This is a genomic window from Methanoregula sp. (assembly GCF_049510175.1).
GTDB lineage: Archaea > Halobacteriota > Methanomicrobia > Methanomicrobiales > Methanospirillaceae > Methanoregula.
The window spans coordinates 486,320-510,924 of record NZ_JBEKZF010000001.1; the positions used below are offsets into that span (position 1 = coordinate 486,320).

27 protein-coding genes are annotated in these 24,605 nt (G+C 57.6%); 13 read left to right on the forward strand and 14 right to left on the reverse strand.

Annotated elements, in window-relative coordinates:
* Nucleotides 1-63: 63 nt before the first annotated feature.
* From ABSG49_RS02530 to ABSG49_RS02540, 3 genes are all read left to right on the forward strand, one after another.
* Nucleotides 64-3,012 (forward strand): phosphoribosylformylglycinamidine synthase subunit PurL, encoded by a 2,949-nt coding sequence (locus ABSG49_RS02530; RefSeq protein ID WP_424024523.1) that lies wholly within the window; start codon nucleotides 64-66, stop codon nucleotides 3,010-3,012.
* Between the two features lies 1 nt (nucleotide 3,013).
* Entirely contained in the window at nucleotides 3,014-3,877 is an 864-nt protein-coding gene (locus ABSG49_RS02535) for a phosphoribosylformylglycinamidine synthase subunit PurQ (RefSeq protein WP_424024524.1), read from the forward strand.
* A gap of 91 nt (nucleotides 3,878-3,968) precedes the next feature.
* On the forward strand, nucleotides 3,969-5,363 hold the full coding sequence (locus ABSG49_RS02540; protein ID WP_424024525.1) for a response regulator: 1,395 nt from the start codon (nucleotides 3,969-3,971) through the stop codon (nucleotides 5,361-5,363).
* A 37-nt stretch (nucleotides 5,364-5,400) separates the two neighbouring features.
* Here the strand turns inward: ABSG49_RS02540 and ABSG49_RS02545 are convergent, their stop codons facing one another.
* Nucleotides 5,401-6,357 (reverse strand): hypothetical protein, encoded by a 957-nt coding sequence (locus ABSG49_RS02545; protein WP_424024526.1) that lies wholly within the window; start codon nucleotides 6,355-6,357, stop codon nucleotides 5,401-5,403.
* Nucleotides 6,358-6,444: 87 nt separating this feature from the next.
* Nucleotides 6,445-7,152 carry a zinc ribbon domain-containing protein gene (locus ABSG49_RS02550; RefSeq protein ID WP_424024527.1) on the reverse strand — a complete coding sequence of 236 codons (708 nt, stop codon included), beginning with the start codon at nucleotides 7,150-7,152 and terminating at the stop codon, nucleotides 6,445-6,447.
* A gap of 133 nt (nucleotides 7,153-7,285) precedes the next feature.
* On the opposite strand from ABSG49_RS02550, the gene ABSG49_RS02555 reads away from it, so the two are divergent.
* The 5 genes from ABSG49_RS02555 (at nucleotide 7,286) to ABSG49_RS02575 (ending at nucleotide 10,918) form a co-directional block, all read left to right on the forward strand.
* Entirely contained in the window at nucleotides 7,286-7,879 is a 594-nt protein-coding gene (locus ABSG49_RS02555; RefSeq protein WP_424024528.1) for a class I SAM-dependent methyltransferase, read from the forward strand.
* Nucleotides 7,880-7,996: 117 nt separating this feature from the next.
* On the forward strand, nucleotides 7,997-9,796 hold the full coding sequence (recQ, locus tag ABSG49_RS02560) for a DNA helicase RecQ (RefSeq protein WP_424024529.1): 1,800 nt from the start codon (nucleotides 7,997-7,999) through the stop codon (nucleotides 9,794-9,796).
* Nucleotides 9,797-9,840: 44 nt separating this feature from the next.
* Complete coding sequence (locus ABSG49_RS02565) at nucleotides 9,841-10,221, forward strand: hypothetical protein (protein ID WP_424024530.1); 381 nt, start codon at nucleotides 9,841-9,843, stop codon at nucleotides 10,219-10,221.
* 39 nt (nucleotides 10,222-10,260) lie between these two features.
* Nucleotides 10,261-10,569, forward strand: a complete 309-nt coding sequence (locus ABSG49_RS02570; RefSeq protein WP_424024531.1) for a hypothetical protein — start codon at nucleotides 10,261-10,263, stop codon at nucleotides 10,567-10,569.
* 64 nt (nucleotides 10,570-10,633) lie between these two features.
* On the forward strand, nucleotides 10,634-10,918 hold the full coding sequence (locus ABSG49_RS02575; protein ID WP_424024532.1) for a hypothetical protein: 285 nt from the start codon (nucleotides 10,634-10,636) through the stop codon (nucleotides 10,916-10,918).
* A 112-nt stretch (nucleotides 10,919-11,030) separates the two neighbouring features.
* Here ABSG49_RS02575 and ABSG49_RS02580 read toward each other — a convergent pair whose 3' ends face one another.
* Nucleotides 11,031-11,786 (reverse strand): peptidase associated/transthyretin-like domain-containing protein, encoded by a 756-nt coding sequence (locus tag ABSG49_RS02580; RefSeq protein WP_424024533.1) that lies wholly within the window; start codon nucleotides 11,784-11,786, stop codon nucleotides 11,031-11,033.
* A 207-nt stretch (nucleotides 11,787-11,993) separates the two neighbouring features.
* Here ABSG49_RS02580 and ABSG49_RS02585 point away from each other — a divergent pair, with 207 nt between their 5' ends.
* Entirely contained in the window at nucleotides 11,994-12,134 is a 141-nt protein-coding gene (locus tag ABSG49_RS02585) for a hypothetical protein (RefSeq protein WP_424024534.1), read from the forward strand.
* Nucleotides 12,135-12,349: 215 nt separating this feature from the next.
* Nucleotides 12,350-13,285, forward strand: a complete 936-nt coding sequence (locus ABSG49_RS02590) for a rhomboid family protein (RefSeq protein WP_424024535.1) — start codon at nucleotides 12,350-12,352, stop codon at nucleotides 13,283-13,285.
* 150 nt (nucleotides 13,286-13,435) lie between these two features.
* On the opposite strand, the gene ABSG49_RS02595 is transcribed toward ABSG49_RS02590, so the two are convergent.
* Nucleotides 13,436-14,008, reverse strand: coding sequence for a hydrolase (locus ABSG49_RS02595; RefSeq protein WP_424024536.1), 573 nt, complete (start codon nucleotides 14,006-14,008; stop codon nucleotides 13,436-13,438).
* A 125-nt stretch (nucleotides 14,009-14,133) separates the two neighbouring features.
* Entirely contained in the window at nucleotides 14,134-14,874 is a 741-nt protein-coding gene (locus tag ABSG49_RS02600; RefSeq protein ID WP_424024537.1) for a class I SAM-dependent methyltransferase, read from the reverse strand.
* Nucleotides 14,875-15,065: 191 nt separating this feature from the next.
* Here ABSG49_RS02600 and ABSG49_RS02605 point away from each other — a divergent pair, with 191 nt between their 5' ends.
* The gene (locus ABSG49_RS02605; protein WP_424024538.1) at nucleotides 15,066-16,718 is read left to right on the forward strand and encodes a S41 family peptidase; all 1,653 of its coding nucleotides are present in this window, start codon (nucleotides 15,066-15,068) and stop codon (nucleotides 16,716-16,718) included.
* A gap of 184 nt (nucleotides 16,719-16,902) precedes the next feature.
* Here the strand turns inward: ABSG49_RS02605 and ABSG49_RS02610 are convergent, their stop codons facing one another.
* Nucleotides 16,903-17,082 (reverse strand): CxxC-x17-CxxC domain-containing protein, encoded by a 180-nt coding sequence (locus tag ABSG49_RS02610; RefSeq protein WP_424024539.1) that lies wholly within the window; start codon nucleotides 17,080-17,082, stop codon nucleotides 16,903-16,905.
* A gap of 139 nt (nucleotides 17,083-17,221) precedes the next feature.
* On the opposite strand from ABSG49_RS02610, the gene ABSG49_RS02615 reads away from it, so the two are divergent.
* Nucleotides 17,222-17,350: a hypothetical protein gene (locus ABSG49_RS02615; RefSeq protein ID WP_424024540.1), complete on the forward strand. Its 129-nt coding sequence runs from the start codon at nucleotides 17,222-17,224 to the stop codon at nucleotides 17,348-17,350.
* Between the two features lie 40 nt (nucleotides 17,351-17,390).
* Nucleotides 17,391-17,726 carry a DUF1622 domain-containing protein gene (locus ABSG49_RS02620; RefSeq protein ID WP_424024541.1) on the forward strand — a complete coding sequence of 112 codons (336 nt, stop codon included), beginning with the start codon at nucleotides 17,391-17,393 and terminating at the stop codon, nucleotides 17,724-17,726.
* 425 nt (nucleotides 17,727-18,151) lie between these two features.
* Here ABSG49_RS02620 and ABSG49_RS02625 read toward each other — a convergent pair whose 3' ends face one another.
* The 8 genes from ABSG49_RS02625 to ABSG49_RS02660 all read right to left on the reverse strand — a co-directional run bounded on the left by ABSG49_RS02625 (nucleotide 18,152) and on the right by ABSG49_RS02660 (nucleotide 24,069).
* Complete coding sequence (locus ABSG49_RS02625) at nucleotides 18,152-18,655, reverse strand: shikimate kinase (protein ID WP_424024542.1); 504 nt, start codon at nucleotides 18,653-18,655, stop codon at nucleotides 18,152-18,154.
* Between the two features lie 233 nt (nucleotides 18,656-18,888).
* The gene (locus ABSG49_RS02630; RefSeq protein ID WP_424024543.1) at nucleotides 18,889-19,554 is read right to left on the reverse strand and encodes a PEGA domain-containing protein; all 666 of its coding nucleotides are present in this window, start codon (nucleotides 19,552-19,554) and stop codon (nucleotides 18,889-18,891) included.
* 295 nt (nucleotides 19,555-19,849) lie between these two features.
* Complete coding sequence (locus tag ABSG49_RS02635) at nucleotides 19,850-20,377, reverse strand: ribonuclease III domain-containing protein (RefSeq protein WP_424024544.1); 528 nt, start codon at nucleotides 20,375-20,377, stop codon at nucleotides 19,850-19,852.
* 58 nt (nucleotides 20,378-20,435) lie between these two features.
* Nucleotides 20,436-20,738 carry a HepT-like ribonuclease domain-containing protein gene (locus tag ABSG49_RS02640; RefSeq protein ID WP_424024545.1) on the reverse strand — a complete coding sequence of 101 codons (303 nt, stop codon included), beginning with the start codon at nucleotides 20,736-20,738 and terminating at the stop codon, nucleotides 20,436-20,438.
* 79 nt (nucleotides 20,739-20,817) lie between these two features.
* Nucleotides 20,818-21,603, reverse strand: coding sequence for a DUF4013 domain-containing protein (locus ABSG49_RS02645; protein WP_424024546.1), 786 nt, complete (start codon nucleotides 21,601-21,603; stop codon nucleotides 20,818-20,820).
* Between the two features lie 329 nt (nucleotides 21,604-21,932).
* Complete coding sequence (locus ABSG49_RS02650) at nucleotides 21,933-22,490, reverse strand: 3'-5' exonuclease family protein (RefSeq protein WP_424024547.1); 558 nt, start codon at nucleotides 22,488-22,490, stop codon at nucleotides 21,933-21,935.
* 18 nt (nucleotides 22,491-22,508) lie between these two features.
* A complete protein-coding gene (locus ABSG49_RS02655) occupies nucleotides 22,509-23,039 on the reverse strand; it encodes a PIN domain-containing protein (RefSeq protein WP_424024548.1) in 531 nt (176 codons plus the stop codon).
* Nucleotides 23,008-24,069 (reverse strand): helix-turn-helix domain-containing protein, encoded by a 1,062-nt coding sequence (locus ABSG49_RS02660; protein WP_424024549.1) that lies wholly within the window; start codon nucleotides 24,067-24,069, stop codon nucleotides 23,008-23,010. Before ABSG49_RS02660 ends, ABSG49_RS02655 begins: the two co-directional genes overlap by 32 nt.
* Nucleotides 24,070-24,605: the final 536 nt, after the last annotated feature.

Here is a 24,605-nt window from a genome sequence, read left to right on the forward strand (position 1 = left end):
TGCGACGATTGACTCCCTGCCGTGACGATACCTATTTTCTCCTGTGCGCCGAAACCTGTATACATGGCTTCTTTTGTCCACCGCATAGAAGTTCACTACACCACAGACCCGCGCCTGAAGACCCGGACTGACCGGATCCGTTCGCTCGGCTTTCCCATCGACGAGCTGCATCTCACCGATGTCTACACGGTTGCGACCGGCACGCGGGACTTCACCCGCGACGAGCTGGTGCAGGTCGCCCGGCAGCTGATCAACCCGGTGGTGCAGGAATTCACGGTGGACGAAGCAACAAGACCCCTCTTCGATTACGCGATCGAGGTCGGGTTCCTGCCGGGCGTGACCGACAATGTCGGCACCACGGCCCGGCAGATGATCGAGGACTTCCTGGGGATGAAATTCGGTGAGGGGGAGGCGGTCTGCTCCTCGCAGCTCTACTTTATCCGCGGCCGGCTCGCGCCCGGTGCCCTGGAGAAACTCGCGTCGATGCTGGCAAATCCCCTCGTGAACCGGGTGCATGAGAAGACATGGGCGGAATACGGGCAGAAGGGTATGGACCGCAGTGTGCCGTACGTGGAGCTCCACGAGCTGCCGACCGCGGGGCCGGTGGACCTCGATCTCGATGATGCGGCGTTATCGAAGCTCGGGAAGGAAGGGATTTTGGACCCGCAGACACGCGAGCGCCGGGGGCCGCTCGCCCTTGACCTCGTCCAGCTCCACGCGATCCGCGACTATTTCCGGAAACGCGGGAGGCAGCCGACCGATGTGGAGATCGAGTCGCTCGCCCAGACCTGGAGCGAGCACTGCAAGCACACGATCTTCGCCTCGGCGATGGACGACGACGTGCCCGGAGGGCTCTACAAGACCTACATCCAGGCGGCGACCAACGAGATCCGGGCGGAGGCCGGGGACAAGGACATCTGCGTCTCGGTCTTCTCCGACAACTCCGGCGCGATCGTCTTTGACGAGCAGTTCCTCGTCACCCACAAGGTCGAGACCCACAACTCGCCCTCGGCCCTCGACCCGTTCGGCGGGGCCCTGACCGGCATCGTGGGCGTGAACCGGGACACGATCGGCTTCGGCCTCGGGGCAAAGCCCTGCATCAATGTCTATGGGTACTGCGTCGGCGATCCCGATGCGGCAGTCCCCCTCTTCCGCGGGAAGGACAGGAAAAACCCGGTCCCCTCCCCCCGGCAGATACTCGACGGCGTGGTCCGGGGCGTGGGGGTGGGCGGGAACTGCTCGGGCATCCCGACGCCGCAGGGCTTCTGCTGGTTCGATCCCCGCTACGCGGGAAAGCCGCTCGTCTTTGCCGGTACCGTCGGTGTCATCCCCCGGGAATCGGGCGGGCGGAAGCTCTACGAGAAGGCGGCCCGCCCCGGTGACCTGATCGTGATGGTGGGCGGCCGGGTGGGCAAGGACGGCATCCACGGCGCCACCTTCTCCTCGGAGGCGCTCGACCCGGCAAGCCCCGTGACCGCGGTGCAGATTGGCGACCCGATCACCCAGAAGAAGTTCTCGGACGTGATCGTCAAGGAAGCCCGCGACGCCGGCCTCTACCGGAGCATCACCGACAACGGGGCGGGCGGCCTCTCCTGCTCGGTCGCAGAGATGGCAAAGGAGTGCAACGGCTGCCACGTGCAGCTCGACAGGGTGCCCCTGAAATACCACGGCATGGCGCCGTGGGAGATCTGGATCTCCGAGTCGCAGGAGCGGATGACGCTCGCCGTGCCGCCGGAGCACCTGGAGGCCTTCATGGAGCTGATGGAGCGCCGCGAGGTGGAAGCGACGGTGATCGGGACGTTCACGGACACCGGCCGGTGCGTGGTGGAGTGCGGCGGAGCGGTCGTGATGGACATCGGACTCGCGTTCCTCCACGAAGGGCTGCCGAAGAAGCACCTGAAGACGGTTTTTGTAAAGAAGACAAACCCGGAGCCGGATGCTCCCTGCCCCGCGAGGCTCGATGAGGCCCTGTTCGCGATGGTGAAGCGGAAGAACTGCTGCGGAAAAGAGTTCATCACCATCCAGTACGACCACACCGTGCAGGGCGGCCACGTGCTCGGGCCGGTGCAGGGGAAGGGGCGGGTGCAGTCGGTCGCGACACTGACAAAGATCGTGCCGGGGTCGAAGAAGGCCGTCGGGCTCTCGCAGGCGCTCTTTCCCTCGTACTCCGAGATCGATCCCTATGCCATGGCCGGTGCCGGCATCGACACGGCAATCCGCGGGCTTGTCGCGATGGGCATCCCGCCCGGCGCGATCGCGATCCTCGACAACTTCTGCTGGTGCTCGTCCGACGAGCCTGAACGCCTCGGGCAGCTGAAGCTCGCGGCGAAAGGGTGCTATGACTTCGCGAAAGCATTCGGCACCCCGTTCATCTCCGGCAAGGACAGCATGTTCAACGACTTCTCGGGATTCGATGCGGAGGGAAAACCGGTCAAAGTCTCCGTGCCGCCGACCCTCCTCATCTCCTCCATCGGCGTCCACCCGGATGCGGGAAAAGCGGTCTCGATGGACGCGAAGGTTGCCGGCGACCTCGTGTACGTGGTGGGCGGGACCCGGGAGGAACTGGGGGGTTCGGAGTATTTCGCGCACCTCGGGAGCGCAGGGAATACGGTGCCGGTGCTGGATGCGGTCGCGGCAAAGGAGCGGTACATCCGGCTTGCGGGTGCGATCGCCCACGAGCTCGTCGCCTCGGCCTTCCCGGTCGGCCACGGCGGCCTTGGCGTCGCGCTTGCCAAGGTAGCAATCGCCGGCCGGCTCGGCATGGACCTCACGGTCCCTGTCCCGGACAGCATGCGGCCGGACTACTTCCTCTTCTCGGAATCGCTCTCCCGGTTCGTGATCACGGTCGATAAGGACCACAAGCGGGCGTTCGAGCAGGCGCTCGGGCCCGATGCCGTCCTCCTCGGCCGGACGGGCGGCAGCCGGCTCCGGATCAGCGGAAGGACGCTCCTGCTGGACGTCGGGATCGCGGAACTCGAAAAAGCCTACAAGGCACCGTTCGGGGGGTACTGAGATGGCGGTGCGAAGAAACATAAAACGCCCGGCAGCTGTGGCAAAGGATCCGGCCGCACGGGAGCCGATCCCCGAGAAGGCCCTGATCATGAGCGGGTACGGGATCAACTCCGAGATGGAGACGAAAGTCGCCCTTGCCCGGGCCGGCATGGGCTCGGAGATCGTCCACATCAACGACCTGATCGCGGGCGACCGGTCGCTGGCGGACTACCGGCTCCTCGTCTTCCCCGGCGGCTTCTCGTACGGCGACGACACCGGCGCCGGCAACGCCTATGCGAACCGGGTCAGGAACAACCTCTGGGACGAGCTCCAGGAGTTCATGGAGGGCGACAATCTCGTGCTCGGCATCTGCAACGGGTTCCAGATCCTCGCCAACCTCGGCCTTGTCCCCGCATTCGATACGGCGTATGCCCGGGAGATCGCCCTGATGCCGAACCGTCTCGGGAGGCTGGAGTGCCGGTTCGTCACCCTGAAGCCGGCGAACGAGAACCTCTGGACCACGGGTATCGGGCGGATGTACTGCCCCGTCTCCCACGGCGAGGGCAACCTCTCGTGCTCAAAGGAGACCCTCCTGAAGATCAGACAGAAGAAGATGGTCGCGTTCACGTACTGCCGGGAAGACCTGAGCCCGGCAGACGGCGAGTACCCGTACAACCCGAACGGCTCGGTGGAGGACATCGCCGGCATCACGTCCGCGAACGGCCGGGTGCTCGGCCTGATGCCCCACCCCGAGCGGGCGATGGAGTTTACGAACCTCTATGACTGGCCGCTCCTCCGGGAGCAGGCGCGGCGCGAGGGCCGGGCCCTGCCTGCTGAATCGCTCAACATGCAGCTCTTCCGGAATATCGTCGGGTACTTCTCGTAACCCTTTTTTCATGGCCTTCCGGCACCCCCCGCTGCCACTCCACGGTAAAACACTCGCTTTATATCCCTCCGGGGAATATGTCAATATACTGATGGCCTCATCCTACTTCTCTGTCCTGCTCATCGATGACGATCCGGGCCTGCTCGAGGTCTTCTCGCATATGGCCGAGCGGTCCCGCGAGGTGACGATGCAGACCGCCTCATCCGCAAAGGACGCCCTGCGGCTGCTGCAGGAACAGGGCTTCGATGCGATCATCGTCGACTATGACATGCCAAGGACCGACGGGATCGAGTTCCTCAAGATCCTCCGCTCCCGCGGGGATACCACCATCCCCATCATCGTCTACACGGGCGAGGAGCGCGGGCATACCGCGATCGAGGCGCTCAACAACGGGGCGAACTTCTACGTGAAGAAAAGCGTGGACACCCGGATGCAGTTCCGGGAGATCATGGCGATGGTGAAGGCCACTCTTGAGCGGAACTCCCCCGTCAGGCCTGTCGGGACCACCCAGCGGATCATCATGGACATGGTCAATTTCGCGTCCTATCCCTGGTTTGCGATCGACAGCAGGGGGATCGTGATTGCCTGGAACGACGCGATGGAGCAGCTGACCGACGTACCTGCCTCTGCGATCCTCGGCAAGGGCGACCTCGTCTACGCGGAGCCCTTCTTAGGGACAAGGCGGAAGATGCTCATCAATCTCCTCTTCGAATCCGACGACGAGATCCGGGCACAGAAGTACATGCTGATCAACCGGGTACCGAAAGGCCCTGTCATCGCGGTCACCCGGGGGAAGAAGCGGGACGGGTGCGAGTGGACCCTCTGGATGAAGGCAATGCCCATCTTCGATGAGCAGGGGACCTTCATCGCGGCGGTCGGGAACGTCCGGGACGTCACATCGACGTTCAGCGACGTGGTGATCCGGGAGAAGGCTGACGAAGCGAAGCCGGAGGCCCCCGTAGAAGACCCGAAGAAACCTGCCGGGCATCTGTTCGACAAGATCCTCGGCAAGGCCACGGCCGAGTACCGGAAGGGTGTAGCCCTGATGGTGAACGAGAAGAAGTTCACCGAGGCGATCGCGGCCTTCGACCGTGCGCTCAAGATCGATGAGAAGTTTGCCCAGGCCTGGAACGACCGGGGCGTCTGCTACCGGGAGCTCAATGACTACATGAACGCCCTCAAGTCCTGCCTGCGGGCAGTGGAGCTGGAGTCCGAGAACCCCGAGATGCTCTTCACGCTCGGCCTGACCCTCGAACATATCGGCGTGCTCTACAAGAGCAACAAGTATCTCGACTCCGGGATCCAGGTCTTCAAGATGGTGATCAGCCAGTTGCCCAACAACGTGGACGTGTGGAACCACCTTGGCACCTGCTACAAGGAGATGGGCAAGGAGGAAGAAGCGAAGTTCCACTTCGACCGGGCACGGGACATCAAGTCCTCCCAAAAGGACACGCCCATCGTGAGCAGGCGCAACGAGTACCTGTGACCTGACTGGCGTGTGCCGTGGTACCCGGGAGGTTCGATTATTTTTTGCTGGTCGTGTACACGACAACGGCAAACACGAAGATTATGCCGAGGATGAGCAGCGTGTCAAGCCCCTTCGGGAGCGCGACGATCCCGCTGATCCCCGTCTGCTCTGGTGTCGGCGTGACGGTCCGGGTCTCCGCGACGGTAAACTGCGCAGTGCTGTTGGCACGGGAGTCTGCCGAGCCTACGGTCAGGAGGTAGTCCCCCGGTTCAAGGCCGGGCTCCTCTATCCCGTAGCTCCAGATGTTGAGGCTCTTGCCGGCGATGATGGGGAGTTCCTTTGACGTGACGGGCGAGGTGGAACCCGGCGTGCGGATCTCCGCCATGAGGGTGTTTTCCGTTCCCAGGTTGGTGGTGCCGGTAAAGAGGACCTGCCCGCCCGAGACCTTGTCGGGGAGACGCGACCCCGATGCAGGGATGATCCCGTCGAACTGCACGGAGGGTTCCTCGACGAAGAAATACTCCGGCAGGAAGGTGTCGTCGACGCCCTGGAGGCCGGCAGCGGACGTCAGGGCATAGGTCTCCGCCTGGACATTGCCTTGGAGGTCCTCTTGTGCCCCGAGCCGTGCGATGATCTTGCCCCGGTTCATGATGGTGAGGTTGCCGTTGCTGTCCCTGCCGGGCTCGATCTCCATCGTGCCGCTGGCCCCCGGGTCCTGGAGGACGACGGCATACTGGCCGGTTGAGAATTTTTCCGTCTCGGTGGGCTGGAAGACAATGGAGAAGTTGCCGCGCCGGTCCGGTGCGGTCGACCGGATCTCGAAATACTTCCTGCCGATGACCCAGAGGGCGACCGGGCCGTTGGTCGCACCGGTGCCGCTGACGGAGAACGCGTCACCCCTGGTGATGATCTGCGGGATGCTGGAGTCATAGTAGACCGCTGCCGTTGCCGGCAGGGTGATGCATGCGGCGATGATAATCATGACGGCCATGACCGGTAGTACGGACTTCATGCATCTCCATCCCGCGGGATAGTGATCCGTGTGCCGCAGGCAGTTATACGCTTTCGGGTGTATCGCGTGCCAGGCGTTGTGCATGCTCTACCGTTTAAGGAAACCGAGGACGCCCCTCTTTGCAGGGCGTTCCTTTTTTGAGGGTCCGGGGGGCTCACCGGGACCCGTATACGGGGTTTTTGCGTCTTTCAGCTCGTCGGCGATGAAGGGGAGGTGGGAATATTTCTTCTGGGGTACGCGGACCTGCGGGGCCCGGGATGCCTCTTCTTCGGCAGCGGGTGGCGGGCCGGCGTACTGGTCTTCCTGCGGGGCAGGAGGCCGGGCATCGCCATCCGGGCTCCCGTCGCTCCACGGGTTCCAGCCGGCATCCGTTTCTTCCTGCACCGGCAGGGAGGTCCTCTTCTTGGTAATGACAACGACAGGAGCGGCTGCCGGTCCCGCACGCCGGAGCGATGCACCGCACCGTTCGCAGAAGACTGACCGTTCATCGGGGATGGGCGAGCCGCACCCGGGACAGGTGCCCGGCTTTACGAACGTCGTGCCGCACCGGGTGCAGAACTTCGAGTTCTCATCGACAGCCTTGTTCCCGCAGGCCGGGCAGGCGATCGTCTTCCGGATCGGTCCCCCGCACTTGTCGCAGAACTGTGCCTCCGGGTCGGCAACCTTCGCGCCGCACGTGCTGCAGACTACAAACTGCGGTGCCGGCTCGTCCACGATCGCCGACCCGCACCGGTTGCAGAACTTCGACCCCTCGTCAGGAGCAGGGACACCACAGCTGCCGCATTTTCTGGCCATATCTCTCCTTAGTGGATTCAGGGGGCAGCGCCATAAAACCTGTGGTTCAGATATAATACCCCGGTTACTTACATGACCTTGCCGGGAAAATAACTAAATTGCTTACGGGCAATCCCTCCTGAGGTTAGCGGATATGCATGTCACCGAGGATGTTGAGAAATTTAATTCCTGGTCAGGCACCTATGAGGATTCATGGTTTCAATACCTGTATTTCGATCGGGTCCATAAAGGAGTCCTCAGGTTAGTCAGTGTGAAATCTGCTCCCGGAGACATAGTGGATGTCGGATGCGGAACTGGCAGACTATTACGAAAAATCAGGGAACGCTGGCCCTCTGCACGGCTGATTGGGGTTGATCCGGCTGAAGGTATGGTGAAAAAAGCCCGGCAGATGATGCCGGATTCTTCATTTATGATCTGCCCTGCCGAATCAATCCCGCTCCCTGATACTTCTGTCGATCTCGTTTTCAGTACTACTTCTTTTCATCACTGGTCAGACCAGCTCCAGGGTATACGTGAGATCAGGCGTATCTTGCGTCCCGGGGGCCAGTTCTTTCTCGCTGATATGGCACCTCTCCCCTTCTTTTTAAGATCTGTTCATCGCGGTCATGGCCAGATTCGCAATAAAAATGAGGTACGAAACATGTTTGAACAGGCGGGTCTGGAAGTCCAGACACAGCAACGGCTGTTATTGGGACATTTCCTGGTAACCTCCGGTATCCGACAGTAACGACCGAATGCATCTCTGATGAATCCGGTGAGAATGGACTCTTACCAAAGAATTCTTCTCGACGGCCGGCGTATTCTGAGGCAGTATTTTCCCGTCATTAGCGTACCCGTTCAAACTATGGTCACGACCAGCGAACTCCTGCACAAGTACTGGGGCTCCTCCGCCTTCCTGCCGTACCAGGAGGAGATCATCGGCTCCGTCCTTGCCGGCCACGACACCCTCGCGATCATGGCGACGGGCGGCGGCAAGTCGCTCTGCTACCAGCTGCCGGCCCTGTACCTCGGCGGCCTCACGCTCGTCATCTCCCCCCTGATCTCGCTGATGAAGGACCAGGTCGATGACCTGAACGCCCGGGGGATCCCGGCCGCGGCCTGGAACAGCACGCTCGAGTACCGCGAGCGGGTCAGGCTCGAGGCGGGGCTCTCGGACGGCCGGCTCCGGCTCCTCTTCATCTCGCCAGAGAAGTGCATGCAGCCCCACTTCCTGTCCTCGCTCTCCCTCACCCCGGTCCGGCTGATCGCGATCGACGAGGCGCACTGCATCTCGGAGTGGGGGCACAACTTCCGGCCGGAGTACCGGCAGCTCGTAAAGCTCCGGGAGTATTTCCCGGGCATCCCCCTCATCGCCCTGACCGCAACCGCAGTCCCCGAGGTCCGCCGGGACATCCGGCAGCAGCTGGGGCTTGAGAGTGCACGGGAGTTCGTCGGCAGCTTCAACCGCACCAACCTCCGGTACCGTGTCGTTTTGAAGAAGAACCCTCTCGTCTTCTTAATGGACTACCTCGGGCAGCACCGCGGGGACTCGGGGATCGTCTACTGCCTCTCCCGGGAGGAGACGGAAGAGGTGGCGGGGGAGCTCAGGAAACGCGGCTTTTTGGCGCTCGCCTACCATGCCGGGCTCTCGAAGCAGGTGCGGGAGGAGGTGCAGGAGGCGTTCATCAGGGACCGGGTGCAGGTGGTCTGCGCCACGGTCGCGTTCGGGATGGGCATCGACAAGCCCGATGTGCGGTTCGTGATCCACTACGACCTGCCCAAGACCCTCGAGGGCTATTACCAGGAGACGGGCCGGGCCGGCCGGGACGGCCAGTACAGCGAGTGCGTCCTCCTCTACAGCAGGGGCGACTACGGACGCGTCCGCGCCATGCTGGAACACGACGATACCGGTGGCCGGCAGGTGAGGATTGCCTTAAAGAAACTGCAGGAGATGGCGGACTACTGCGAGACGACCGGCTGCCGCCGGAAATTCCTGCTCAGGTACTTCGGGGAGGAGTACCCGCAGGAGAACTGCGGGTCGTGCGATACCTGCGACCATCCTCCCGACATGGTGGACTGCACGGATGCGGCGAAAACGATCGCCTCCTGCGTGCAGCAGCTGCCCCAGGACTTCGGGATCGAGCTGATTGCCGATGTGCTCCGGGGCTCGCGGGGTAAGAAGATCCAGGAGTACGGGCTTGCTGCCCTGCCCTCCTACGGGACCGGGAAGAAGTACAGCAAGGCCCAGTACCGCATCTGGATCAACGAACTCGTCCGGCAGGGGTTCCTGGCCCGGGCCGGCGACACGTACCCGGTGATCCGGTGCACGGTACGGTCCGGCGAGCTCCTGAAGGGCCGCTGCCGCGTGATGCTCCCGGTACCGGAGCCCGGCGCTGCGAAGGCGGCGGCGCACGCGCCGGCCCCGCTGGACCCGGGTGATGGGGACCTGTTCCTGCGCCTGAAGGCGCTGCGCAGGGAGATCGCGGATAAGAACGGCGTGCCGCCGTACGTGATCTTCCCCGACCGGAGCCTGCGGGAGATGGCCTCCCGCCGGCCGTGCGACCTGGCCGGGTTCGGGACGGTCTTTGGCGTGGGCGGGATCAGGCGGGAGATGTACGGGCCGGCGTTCCTCGCGGAGATCCTGAGGGATCGGAGGGATGGCTGAACAATTCCGAAAACGTCAATTTCCCCGCGGGATGATACCTTTCCATGAACCCGTTGCTCGGAGATGCCGCCGGCCTTGGCCTTGCCTTCTGGCTGATCGGTTATATCCTCGGCATCGTCCTGTTCCTCACGCCCTTTGCCCCGGTCATGGGCTGGGTCCTCTTCGTCTGCCTGACGCCGGTGATGGTCTTCGTGACCTTCCGGTGGTTCTCCCGCCGCAGCCTCCCGCTGTCGTACTTCGTGCAGCTGGCGGTGGCCTGGACGGCGATCGCGGTCGTCCTTGATGATCTCTTCATCGTCCTGCTCTTCCATCCCGCTGCGTATTACCAGCCCGATGTGCTCGTCTCCTATGCCGTGACCTTCCTCGTACCGGTCTGCACCGGCTGGTACCTGCAGGAGCACCGCCCGGCCTCCCCCCTGCCATGAAAGAAGGGCATATGAGGATCCAGCGCGTATGGTATGAGCATGAAATATACGGCGCGGCATATCCAGCGTTTTCTCGAACAGGGCAAGATCGATCCCACCCTCTGGAAAAACCACTTCCCCTCGCTGCTGCCCACCCAGGTGCCGACCTGCGCAGAGTGCGAGGAGTTCAGGGCAAGGACCTGTCCCGGCGACCGGGACCCGGTCGACTGTTTCCTCGCGAAGGTGCCGGCAGCGGCTCCGGACGACGGGGAGCACAGGAAGAAGAAGCGTGACCCGATGCTCGGCCTCGGTGCGAAGGGCCCCGGGGTCCACGGCACGGCGCCCCCCCGCGACCAGTCGAAGATGTAGGAAATCTGCCGTTCATCAGAAGGGCAGATTGGAGAAAATTCCCACAGGGAATTTTCGACCTGACATGCCGTTCATCAGCAAAGCCAGCGGCAGAATTTTCGCAGGGATTTTTCACAAGACCGCCGTTCATCAGAAGGGCGGGCTGGAGAAAATTCCCGCGGGGAATTTTCGACTTGACATGCCGTTCATCAGCAAAGCCAGCGGCAGAATTTTCGCAGGGATTTTTCACAAGACCGCCGTTCATCAGAAGGGCGGGCTGGAGAAAATTCCCGCGGGGAATTTTCGACCTGACATGCCGTTCATCAGCAAAGCCGGCAGGAGAATATCCAAACGGATATTCTCAACCTGACCACCGTTCATCAGAAGGGCAAGTTGGAGAAAATTCCCATAGGGAATTTTCGACCTGACGTGCCGTTCATCAGAAAACCGGCGGGAGAATATTCCCGCCGGCCCTATCCTGGCTATTTATTCGGTGTTATGGTCGTTGTGGATTTATCGTCTGCCGGTGGTTCCTTGAACATGGCTTCTGCCAGGGCCTTCAGATTGATGGAGACCGGCTCTTCACCATATCCGGCAAGGAAGGACAGGGCAACATAGAACATGACAGACTGCTGGGTATACAGGCCGTTAGTAGTTGCCGATCCGCCTGATGATAAGGTCATGAGACCCCCGGCAACAAGAAAGAAGACGAAAACGCCATAGAGGATGCCGATGAACGGGCGGAGGTAATACGAAGATGCGAACTCCACCCGGAAATCCTCCTCCCGGCCAATATGGTCGGTATACACGTACATGTTGTAAGCGAGGCCGCCGAGTCCCCCTGCGCAGCCAATAAAAATAAGTTCCTTGAACAGCGGATCGAGTGAAGGAATAGTACTGAAAGTACGCAGGACAACCAGTTCCGTAAGGACGGCTATAGCAGCGAGGATAAAACTAAAAATAATGGTATAAAAGCAGATGTGGTGGATTTCTTTCTTGATCTCTTTGGTAAATATTGTTATTTCTACCGTAGTTTCCGATCCCGATTCAACTTTTACTTCTTTTGAATTCGAGACATCGTCTATGGTGACATATACCGTATAGGTCCCTGGATCTCTATCAGCAATCGTGTACGGTGTTGCTGGAACGATTTCCTCAGTCTTGTTGTTATACCCGAGCAGGATCTTTGCCCCGCCTGGATTGGAGATCACCTTGATCGAGCCTTTTTCATCCGCCATATAATAACTCCCCCATAATAATTTATTATTCGGTAATATGTTCATGAGATAATATATTTTTCCGATCTTTTTAAAAAAATCATGCGCAGCGAGGTTCCTGCCCGTCCAGGATCACCGCTTCCTGATTATTCACGCGATCCCGGTCCGGGTGAAAGGCCCGGCACAGGCCTGCGGTATATCTTTATAGGAACCCGGCAATCAATCCCCATGGATAAACAACCCCCGGCCACGCGGGTAAAACACGACCGTCCGATCTGCGAGCAGTGCCAGGACCCCAATATCGTCCGGAAGCCCGACGGCAGCTACCGCTGCAAGCGGTGCGGGTACGACAGCGCGAAAGGCCGGTAAGCGGGGACCGGGAGCACCCCGGCAATCCGGATGGTAATACCATCGGATAGGGCGGTTTTTGGTGGACTCTCCGTATTGGCGAAGCCCGGTGCCCGGGCGGGGTACCCGCCGTCACCGGGAAACCCGGCAGCCCCGTCATCGCCCTGCGGCCGGCCGTACCCGGGAACTCCCCCCGCGTTTATCGTATGATCCTCTCTTTTATCCCCCGGGGACCGATGTATGGATCAGGGAAGGGAAAAGACCGGCTGCGTACCATGAACCTTATCCAGAAGTATAGCGACTTCCGATCAACGGTCAACCTCCGGCTCTTCTCCTTCTATCTCGCGATCGTGCTCATCATCCCGGCAATCACGATCGCCATCGAGTATCTCGTCTCCGTCTACCCGTCGTTCCGTTCAGGCCTGCAGGTCGACCTGCAGGACTTCCATGTCTACCAGCTCTTCACGTCGTCGTTCGTCCACCTGAACTTCGATCATTTCCTCGGGAACGTGACCGCGTACCTGCTGATCGCCATCTACGGCCTCGTGCTGGCAACGATCGTCAACCGGAAACGGCTGTACCTCGTCCTGACCAAGGTGATCGTCGTCATCTTTCTCATCTTCGGTGCATGCTTTGCCGTCTTCAATGCGACAACGAGCTATTATGCCGGCCTCTCCGGCATCGATTCGGCACTTGCAGGGCTGCTGCTCCTCTTCTGGCTGATGTACCTGGAGAGGACGTCCGGGAGGAGCATGCGCAGCTATTACGGCGTTGTGCTTGTCGGTATCCTGGCCATGTCCGCGGGGATCATCGCACGCTACATGCTCCTGTACCGCACGGGGACGGGCTCCCCGCTCCTGTACGGCCTCGCGGCCGTGACCGGCATGCTGGTGCTTGCCGCCCTTGCTTATCGGCACCAGTTCAGGGATTTATATCGCGTGATGCAGGAATTCTCCTGGCCTTCCCGGCTCCTCACCATCGCGATCGCTGCCATCTTCCTGTACTTTGTCTGGAACCTCTTCCCGGAGCGGCTGGCAAACTCGACACGGACCGTGAGCATCTCCCTTCACCTGGCCGGCATCGTGATCGGCATCCTTGCCGGGTACCTGTTCATGGTGTACCTGGAACAGATGGCGTATTTCAGGGGAGAAAAAGAGGTGATCGTACGGTAGGTGCGGAAAATCCGGGGTACCGTAAACGGGCCGGATGGCGGCCAGCCTCCCGGCCCCCGTCACTCATCGCTGCTCTCTCTTTTACCGGCGATGGATCGCCCGGGGTGCCGGGCAGCGCAGGGGAGCTGGCAAAAAGGAGAGATCACGCGGTTACCCTATCGCCCTGAGTATCTCACCGGTCTTCCGGACCCTGCCCATCCTTTTAAAGATGAAATTTACCGCCGCGTGGTGCGACTCGGCCGACGCCGAGGACATCGCGTCTTCCGCAAAGACCTGCCGGAAGCCGTACTCGTAGGCGAACCGGGCCGTGCTCTCGACCCCGTACTCCGTGGAGATCCCGCAGAGCACGATCGTGTCCATCCCCCGCCTCCGGAGCTGGAGTTCGAGGTCGGTGCCGTAGAACGCCCCCCACTGCTTCTTTGCGATCACGATATCGGACGGGACCGGCGCGATTGCCGGGACGAACTCCGACCAGTCCGGGGGCATGACCGGTGGCCGGGGAAAGGACGTGTCGGTCGGTACTTTCAGCATCGTCTCCGGTGCATGTATGACATGCACGAGGAAGACCGGCATCCCGTTCTTCCGGAACGCCTGCACGAGCAACGCGGCGTTCCTGACCACGTCCTGTGCGGCATGCGGCTCCGTGGGCCGGCCCGCGATGCCCTTCTGCAGGTCGATGACGACGAGGGCGGTTGTTGCCTTGTTGATTTCCAGTTCCGGCATGGTATCACCATGGGAGCATAGGGGAGCAGGGGATATTTATGAGCTGCGGTGAAGGATGTGCAGCAGGGGTTCCGGCGTCGATGGCCGGACCGGCCGCCCGGGGAGACCGCCGGTCCCTTCCGGTCTTACGCCGGCTTTTCCGTGCAGAATTCAAAGACGCACATGTTGTCCTTGTCGCCGGGGACATCATGCGGGACGTGATAGCGCTGGACGATTTCGGGGTGCCTGAACCCGGCGACGGCCAGCTCACCGGCCAGCTGCTCCCGCGGCGGCCCCCGTCCATCCGGAGACCTGACCGCCCCCTCCGCCAGCCCCAGCGTGGAGCCAAAGAGGATCCCGCCGGGCCGGAGGGCAGACCAGGCATTCGAAAGATATGTCCTGAACTCCCCCTCATCGGCGATCACGTGGACAACCGAGGCGGAATACACCATGCCGAACTCCGCCGGCCCGTACGGGAACGTGCCGGAAATGCTGAAGAGGTCCTGCATCTCCTCCCGGTCACGGTACAGGTCGAAGCCGAGGTCGATGCTTGCCCGGTTGATGTCGAACGCGGTGATCCTCTCCCGGGGAAACCCGTCACGGATCAACTGCCGGATATTATCCCCGGTGCCGCACCCGTAATCGAGGAGCCTGCCGGTCCGTCCGAGCGCACGGGGATAGAAGAAATGGTGGTTGATCCGCGGCTGCCCGAGGATGATGAGGATGTGGGGGTAGAGGACCCCCTCCCGGGAGTACTTCCCGACGAGCGCCTGCTCATACCCCGCGGGATAGACGACGCCGAAGGCTGCGACCCGTTTCATGGCGAGGCCAAGTTCCCCCCCGAGCGTCTTTCCCGGCGGGAACCAGCGGGATCCTGGTGCAGACATACCGGAATAAGGGTGTGTCACGGGACTATTCATGGTTACCTGAAGGGGCCGGCCGTGCACCCATCCCCGCCATATGTACGCTCCACGGACAATCCCGCAGTATGGCGGATGAGGGTATCCACTAAATACCCCTCCGGTAAATACAGGAATACCATGAGTGCTGCTGCCAGCCTGAGAGAGGAGAGTACCGCATGAACGCCCGTATCCTTGTTTTTTGTGTCCTTCTCGTCCTCCTTACCGCCACGGTCCTGCCGGTGGCGGCTGCCGGTGCTGCCAGCTGCCCGGGCTGCGGGATGGTCTGGAAGGACAGCTGCGTCCCGTTCGAGCGGAACAACGAGACCGCGTACACTGAGGAACTGATCGCCGCCTTTGCGCCGGTTGCGGCGAACGAGACACCGCTCGCGGATTACAGCAACCGGTCGTGGAGCGGGGCGTTCCTCTCGTTCCATAACCTCATCAGGGAACGATATGCCTTCAAAGAGTGGCGGTCCGTTGACTTCGATGCACTCTATGCAGCGTACGCGCCTGCGATCAGCGCTGCCGAGAAGAACCAGGACAGGGCCGCGTATTACCGGGCCCTCCGGGGATACCTGGTCGCGATCCCGGACGGGCACGTGGACGTGCTGGATACCGAAGGAGACTTCGGGGCAAAGTATGCCGATATCGGCGGGGGCTACGGGATTGCCTTAACCCGGCTGGACTCCGGCACGGTGATCGTGAGTTATGTTGCGAATGGCAGCGCAGCGGAGACTGCGGGAATCAGGCCCGGCGATGAAGTGACCGGATGGAACGGGAAGGAGATCCACGAGGCCATGAACGCCACGCCGTACATCTGGGCGGTGAAGAAGCCCTCCACGGCCGAAGCGATACAGGTCCAGCAGGCCCGGCTCCTGACCCGGGCCCCGGTGGGAACACCGGTGACCGTCAAGGTGACGTACGGTGCCGTCCATCACCCGCGGACCCTGAGCCTCACGGCATACGATGACGGGTACGACAGCCTGGAGAAGAGCACCATCTTCCTCGGGAAACAGGTCAACGATATCGGCGCTGTGAACCGCCTGACCGATATCCAGCCGCAGATCAGCAATGATACGCTCACGTACCGGACGCTGCCGGGCGGGTACACGTACATCGCGATCTACCATGAATCGTACGAGGTGTACGAGCCGTTTAAGGCTGCGATGCTCTCCGCGATCGCGAACAAATCCCCCGGTGTGGTGATCGACCTCCGGTACAACAGCGGCGGGGATGACAACATCGCGTCCTGCTTTGCCGGGTGGTTCGTGGACAAGCCGGTCTTCTACGAGTATGCCACGAAATACGATCCCGGCTCCCGCAGGTTCACGATCGTATCAGAGGCCTGGACGCAGCCGCAGACAAGCCGGTATGACGGGCCGGTCGCGGTGCTCGTCTCCCCGGACACGATCAGCTCCGGCGAGGGTCTCCCGAATATTTTCACCCGCTCCGGCACCGGTGCGATCGTCTCCTGGTACGGGACCAACGGGGCGTTCGGCATGAACAACGTCCAGGCAGTCCTGCCGCTCGGCATGTACGTGTTCTTCCCTGACGGGGCATCGCTCGACCAGACCGGCAGCATCCAGGTCGACAGCAATGCGTCCCTTACCGGCGGGATTGCGCCGACCGTCCGGGTCCCGCTCAATGAAGATACCCTTGCCCGGGCCATGGCCGGCGAGGACGTCCAGCTGAGCTATGCGACGCAGTGGCTGGACGGGCAGCAGGCACCGGTGGCAACGGCGACTACGCCAGCGCAGAAGGCTTCGCCCGCGGTCGCGGCCGTGATACTGGCGCTCGGGGTGCTGGTCGTCGTGAAAGGAAGGAAGTGAATCCTTTTTTTTAAAACGGGAGGGATCCCCGGAAGTTCCGGAACGGGTGACGGTACCTCCCGGAACCGTCGGGCAGTCCCGGCCCGGCACACGTGTACGGGAGAAGGGCTCCGCTCACGGGGAAACACGGTACTCATTTGTTGCTGGCTCTAAAAAAAAGGAAAATAATAAACCGTCAAGACACTTAGAAGCGGGGCTTCCGGTGTTTCGGCAGGCAGTCCCGGCAATAGACGGGCCTTCCCTCGGTTGGCTTGAACGGTACTTCGCACTCTTTTCCGCAGTCTGAACAGACTACTTTTGTCATTTCGCGGGGACCCATGTCGCGGGGGCCGCGGTTTCCACCAAAATTGGATGATCCAAACATAATGATTTCTCGTACTGCCTATTTGATAGAACAGTGTTCTATAATATTAGCCGCTCGAGTATAAGAGTTCGCGCCTTGTATCCTATGGGATCCCGTGGCCCGGAATGGCGGGGTGCGACGTAAACCGTGCATGTGCCTGATGATCCGGTGTACACGCGTGCGCAGGAACACGAACCGGCCTAGCACGATACCTGAAGACCTGTCGGAACTCGCAGGACCCTTCAGAACTGACGATATGTTCATCCCGCACCGGATTGACAGAACCTGATAAAAGGAGTCTTGAAATACTTCCCGATTGATCATCACTCATGGACGTATTGGCATTGCCTGACATCATCACGTTCTTTTCCCTCCTGTTTGGAATTGCCGGTGCAATCCTGATCATATACGGCGGGCTCAGGGCAATGGTGTTTATAGTCCTGCGGGAATTCCGCAAAACAGAGACTACCTATACCCAGATCAGGCGGGCATTTACCAGTTACCTTGTTTTCGGGCTGGAATTTTTTATTGCCGCTGATGTACTGAAGACATTTATCACACCCTCTGAACAGGAGATCATCCTTCTCGGTGCAGTTGTTATCATACGGACGATTCTCGGATATTTCCTCTCGCGGGAGTCCAAGGAATTTGAACTGGCGCTGTAAGAAGTATCCCGTTTTACTCTCATCCTATTCGGGCGACGGGTAGAGAGACCTCATATCCTGATAGAAATACACCATCAACGAAAAAATTCAGTGAAATTTTCGTATGGGGCACTATCAGAAGATATCCGATACCGAACCATCCGGATCCAGGACAAACGTCGAACCACACCCATGAGGACCGGAACACAAACAAAAATGCCCATCATTACCCAACTCTTCGTGAATTATTACGGTCTCTTCCCGCTGGCAGACGGGACATGCAGGAAGTTTTCGGTGAACCATCCCCTTATATTTGACAGCCTGTTAAAAAAAGATTACGGTTTTTCCGTCCTCCGGATTTTCATTTTTATACAATGTTAACTGATGGGTTCGAAGAACTCTTATGAGTTCTTCTCGTCCTCCGGGTTCAGATGAACCCGTCGGATTCAGATGAACTCGTCGGATTTGTCGATCGCGTTCCTGACGCAATCCTCGAAATGCTCGTCCGAGCAATCGATGGTGATGTCGGCATATTGCTCGTATAACGGGACCCTCTCGTTGTACATATCACGGAGGCCCTGGCCTGCATGCAAGACAATGCCCCGTGTCGTGATGTTATTGAGCCTTTTTTCCATCTCTTCAAAGGAGATCCTGAGGTAAATGACGAGGCCACCTGATTTCAGGTATTCCATCGCCTTCCCGCTGAAGACAACGCTGCCCCCCGTGGCAATGACTGCATTGCGACACTGGAGCGACAGTATCGTTTTTTCCTCGATTGCCAGGAATGCTGCGGGCCCCTCCCCATCAATAATGTCCTGCAGGAGCCTTCCGGACTTCTCCTGTATCACGATGTCGGTATCGATGAACTTCAACCCAAGAGTTTTTGCAAGGATCACCCCCATGGTGCTCTTCCCTGCACCGGGCATGCCGATGATGATGATGTTCTTCACGGGGTTCTCCTCCCATTCAATTCAACCTGTGAGGGAAAAAGCCTGTTTCCACCCCCCGGGACTGGCTGGTGTACTGCTCATGGGTCCGACAGGTCATCTGAATGCCGCATCTCATCAGAGATGTGGCAGGAGAAGAACCCTCTCATTCTTCGACCCGGAGGAAGAGAAGAACCCGTCAGGGTTCTTCGGACAGAATGTCCGAAAATTCCCGCCACCGCAGCCCTTCGCAGGTGTTACGGGGCCACCACAATGTTCTCGAACCGGACAACAAGGTCCGGGTCGGAAAATCCGGATGGCAGAGAGCAGGAGACCATGGTGTCCCTGCCCACATGGCCGCCGGCCGCGAGCGTCCCGAGATACACCGTGTTCCAGCAGACCATCCGTCCTCCGTAGTAGAAATTTGCCGAGGCCGTCACTTCCCGGGCATCGGCAGACCCGGTATTGAACGCTTCGGTGTGCACGATCAGCGGTACCGGGGTTGTCGTGCTGCCTCTCTCCTGCGGGTACGTCCAGTACCCGTCCACGTGGATCTGCGGGAGAGCTTTTGTGGCAGCGGGGATGGCTGTCGTAGCAGAGGTGACCGGCAGGGTGGCAGGAAGGCCCACGAGCCGGGCAGGGATGGTCTCATTGCTCCCTTTCGTAATCGTGACGGGAACCGACCAGGGCTCGAAGCCGTTCATGCGGATTCCGACCGTGTGGCTGCCGGCCGGGACCGCGGAGATGGTGGCGGGCGTGGTTCCGTGGTATTCATTGTCGAGATAGACCTCTGCTCCGGGCGGTACTGAAATGACCTGGACGGACCCGGTCTCCTGCGGCGGGACGGGGCTTGAGCATCCCGCTGATAGGATACCGAGCACGAGGAGACAGAGAGCAGGGGCCGGGAGGAATGCGCGGGACATGGATTATCCGGGGTGGCGCTGGGGAGTATATGAATTATACAGATGGTGCTGGTTCAACGCATATCCGGATAACCCGGTTTTCTTATCGGTCCTGCAGAAAAGCCTGACGCTTCAGGTGGGGGGGCTCGAAGCGATTTGAGCATCGCTGCATAAAAATGCTTCAGGCATGTTCATCAACCGTGCATAAAATTCATTCTGAATTTTATACCCGTTTTTCTCAAATCCGCCCTTCTCATGAACGACAGATACTGCGCCCCCACAGCCGCGGGGACTTCCCCGGAGGTCGGATTTCCTGTTATTTGATCGTATATTTTTTGTCAATCTCTTCGAAGAATTTCTGTTTTTTCAAAAAATCTTTAACAGCATCAATGCCCTTTTCGAGATAAATCACGCCGATAAGCATCTCGAAACGGTCCGCTAAAATATAGGTCTCCGGAAAATTCCATTTTTGTTTGTCTCTTTCATCCGGTCCCCAGAGAATGAAATTTTGTAAATGCATACAATTCTTTGAGAACCAATGAAGAGTATCATTGTTTCCATAAAATTGCCGGCAATCATTGATTTCCCTGGGAGTTGTGCTCTCTTCTTTGGGAAAATTTTCGATTATTGCATAATCCAGAACAAAATCACCGATTGTCTCTAAACTCTTATCCTCAGGGATTTTCCTGAGCTCTTCAAAATCGACCTTTTCATTCAGGAGTGCATTGCTTATTATCGCACTGATAAGGCGTTCTTTGTTCCGGATTGAATAGCCAAGAAGATACCGTTCGACCGGATAACATATTTTATCCCGATAATCGATCCATCCGGTAGTATCTTCCATACGTGGTCCTCTTTTGAATATTCTTTAAACAGCAAAGGTATCTTTCAGGACATAACGTTTATCGATCATCCTGACACGTGAGAGGGGCCGTCCCGAAATATGCATGTATCAGGTTGTCCCTCATTCCTGCCATCTCATTCCAGGGAACCTCAGGGTATGCGGAACGGACTGATGCCGGGATATGTTTTGCCGCTTCACCGATGATCTCAACACACTGGATGGTGGCAAAATAGGTTTTTTCATCGGTCCGGAACTGCTCCAACGTCATACCGTTCGTGAACCGATCGATCCTGTTGATATTGGTAAGAATGTCGTCGAGAAAAATACCGATATTCCGAGCCTGGCAGATCCTCCCGGACAATCCCGGACCCCTGCAGAATTCCCCAAAGGCACCTGGTCAACGGTTATGGCGTACCCGCGAAAAATGAGGGGGGAGCCTGTTATGGCGCTGCAGCCTGCGGTACGCCATGATCATAGACCCGGGAGATGTACCGTGCCGAGAAGATGGAATACAGGGGGGTGAGGACGAGCTGGACCACCCAGCCCGCGTACGGGACCAGGGAGAATACTGACATGACGGCAAAGAAGGCAATGGCCACGACCATCAGGATGACGAGGGCGATGACGTACCTGCCCCACCCGATCGTCCGGATCGTTCCCGTGATCGCCGTAAACCGGATACCTTCCAGGATGCTGCCGGTGCGGGAGAAGCGGACCGACCCCAGGATGCTGTAGAGGACGGTGACGACCGCCAGCGCGATCTCGATCACGACAAGGACGAGCACGAGGCCGATCCACAGGCCCGCGGACGCACCCCTGCCCCCGGCCATGCCCAGGAAGGCCGTGGCGAGCATGAGGGCGAGGACTGCCATCAGCGGGATGAACCAGAGGATGCCGACAACCGTCAGCCTGATCCCGTCAATGAACAGCGTGCCCCAGTCGTCGAACTCCGGGGCGGGACTGACCCCCCGGTAGACCCGGACGATGTACCCCGCCACGAAGAAGGAGAGGAGGATACCAACAACGACGATCACGGCAAGCTCGCCCCAGGGGACGGTCTCCCAGTGGACGGCGGTGCCGGTAAAGATCTTCTTCGGGTCCATGACGAACGGGACGAGGGCCATGGGCAGGCTGCAGATGATAAAGATGAGCCAGCGGGCCCATCTGCCCCAGAGCGCTTCCTTTGCGTACCCGGCCGATTCGGTGAGGATTGCCTTGTAATCCATGGATAACCGTTCCGCCTTTTACATTATAACAATAGTGAAATGGATGGCGGGGCCGGGTTCGGCCCGGGTTTGATCCCTGCTGCACGGGGGTCCGCCCCTCGCTGCGTGGGCCGGGCCCGGGAGGCTGGACCGGATTTTAGAGACCGGGAAAAAATTGCCGGGTACATTTTAAAAATTCACGAAAAAAAAATCATTCATCATTCAATGGATCTGTCGCACCGGCTTCTTTGAATGCTGCCAGCCGTTCATCACATGGTTCCCAGTGATTAATATGCAGGATTTTGTCCACGAGTCATTCTGGCATGAACTGAAAATAGTAGGTAAATCCATTATGGTTTTTTATTCATTAGAGACATTTTAGGCATTTCATTTTTTAACTTTTGATAAAATCGAAGGAACGCTTCGGATTCTTTAATAATATAATTTTCAATACTGGCATAATCCTTCATAGCATACCAATGAGAAACCATTTTACCACTTTGTTCTTTTCCACAAAATTTTTCCAAAGAAGCCCCTTTGAATTCTCCCTTATTGAGGATTACAATGATTGGTTTTATATCAATTTTCGGATGGTCATACAATAATGTCATGAGAGGAACATTTATTCCATATTTTTTCCACCGATTATGAAGTACGAAAAGATCAAAATTAAGATTCATACCAATAGGAATAAAATTAAATGATTTTTCTGGAATAAATATCGAGTGGAATCTCTCTAAAATTTCTTTTTCAGAAGATTCCCATGATTTTAGAATTTGTAATGGTTCCTTTGGTTCTCCCGTTTCAGTTGTAACTTTTTGGTATTGAATTGTTAAAATTTCATCATTTTCAATATCCGGTCTCACTCCAGTTGAATTTGTTTCTATATCAAAGTAATATTCTGACATATTCAATCTCGGTAATTGTCATTGTGTTTCCAACCGCGTATACCCTATGTCTTTTTTCCATTGGGCAAAACGGGCATCACATTCTTTTTTAGGTAACCGGCATTCATGATCAAGCATTTCCTGTAATGCAATTGCCGCATCTTTTTGTGTGATGATTTTATTCCTGACAAGCTCATCAAGGATCCACAATATCCCATGGACCTGTATACCGGATGCTTCTGCATATTCCCTCAGTGCATTATCACCAGTTAAGAGCGTTATTCCGTGATCTCTTGCCAGAATGAATGCGGAAATGTCATAAATCGAGAGATTTTTATGAGATGTCCGAATCTGGCTCATAGCATTGATCTGCGAGCCGGATAATTCTTCTTTTATGAGGCCCTCACTTTTAAATTCAGAGAAAGGTGGGTTTTTCAGTTCTCTGTCCGTGATAAAGTCGCTGGTAACAAAAGTGAATGGGAGTTGGAACATTTCATGTAAGATTCCTCCTTTGACCGCATCGAAGAGGATGCTTGCATCAGTCACATACCGGTATCGGGAATCCATCATGCTCCTTTGCCTCATTCAGGCAAAACTCATCGAAATCCGTCCCGAGCAGTTCAGCTGCCCGTGAACGGGTAATTTTATTTTCGCTCAAGGCACGGAATATGAGCCGTTTCATCCGGGTCGGGCTTTCCGGTTTCAGGTGATCCCCGGGTTCATTGGTTCTCCAACCTTTTTCCTCGAACATATTAAATAACAGATCCCATTTTACGTTGCTGATGATGTGTAGATCCCGGGCTCGGTATATGAGGGCCTGCATGCTGATGCCATATTTATGCTTGAGAAGATGAAGTTCATAGATATCCAGCATTTTCCTTTTAGTACCAAAGTCTGTGATGATTCCTGATGAAGGTGCCAGGAAAGCCCCGGCAAACCGGTGTGCTGCAGCTTCAATATTGACATCTGGTTCAATGTTCATCACAATATGGCCTAACTCATGTGCAAGGCTGAATCTCTGGCGGTCGCCAACTACATTTTTCTTAACAACGATTACCGGGGTTTTATCATCTATTGAGAATGTAAGAGCATCGAAATTGTCCGTACCGTCAATTTCTCCTACCTTAATCCCATTCTGTTCGAAGGTGTCTATGACATTCTCGATTGGATCCGTGCCAAGCTTCCATAACGTCCGGATATTCTGTGCAACAATTTCCGCCTCATCGAGAGTCGCGATCCGGCGTTTCTCCTTTGGAGGCATCCTGAACTGCTGCCGCTCTCCTACGATCTCTTCAATATCCAGGTAGCGTTCAATCAGTTCGCGAATCTGTTCGTGAATCTCTTTCTCTTCTTTTTTTGGCAGAGCTTCATGGTTCCGGTACACTGGCCGGGAAAGGTTTACTTCGACAGTCCTGAAGAAATAATCCAAATTCACACCAAGTGCTTCACTCATGCGAATTAATACTCCTGACCGGGGAACATCCTTCCCGTTCTCGTATTTTGATATCGCCATCGCACTTACGCCCGTTTTTTCTGCGAGAGCCCTCAGGCTGAGTCCGGCAGCAGTTCGCGCCATCCTGATCCTGTTACCTAATACCATGTTCTTCCCCCCATCAGGGGGTTTACAAATCTAGATAAAAACTTGGAGTTTGTAAACCGCTGATATGTAGTACTATCCGTTGGGGATAATAAGAATTGCGATTGGACCCATAAAAATTCATCAGGGATTTCCCAGTAGTACATCAGTATTTTTGATTATCATAGGCTTTAATTATTCAATTCTTAAGATATGTCCAAAGCAATGAACATAAAATAATTTTACCAATTCTACTTGAAGTCTGCCCGTACTGCTGCAGAACCGCAGGTGCACCGGTCGCGATCTGCTGAGCGCCATTTTTGTGCATTCCGGACCGCATTTGATCAGGATCGCAACGCAAAAGTGATCGCGATTAAAAAATTCCAATCGCGATCAGCAGGGTCGATGAAAAAATTTCAAACGCGAAAATGATCGCGATTGAAAAAAATAAAACGCGATCAATGCTTGCGACCGGAAGGCACTTACGTCTGATGCACCTTGGTTTCCTGTGGAGATTTTGCGAGCGATCGATCGCGAAAACGATCGCGATGAAAAATTTT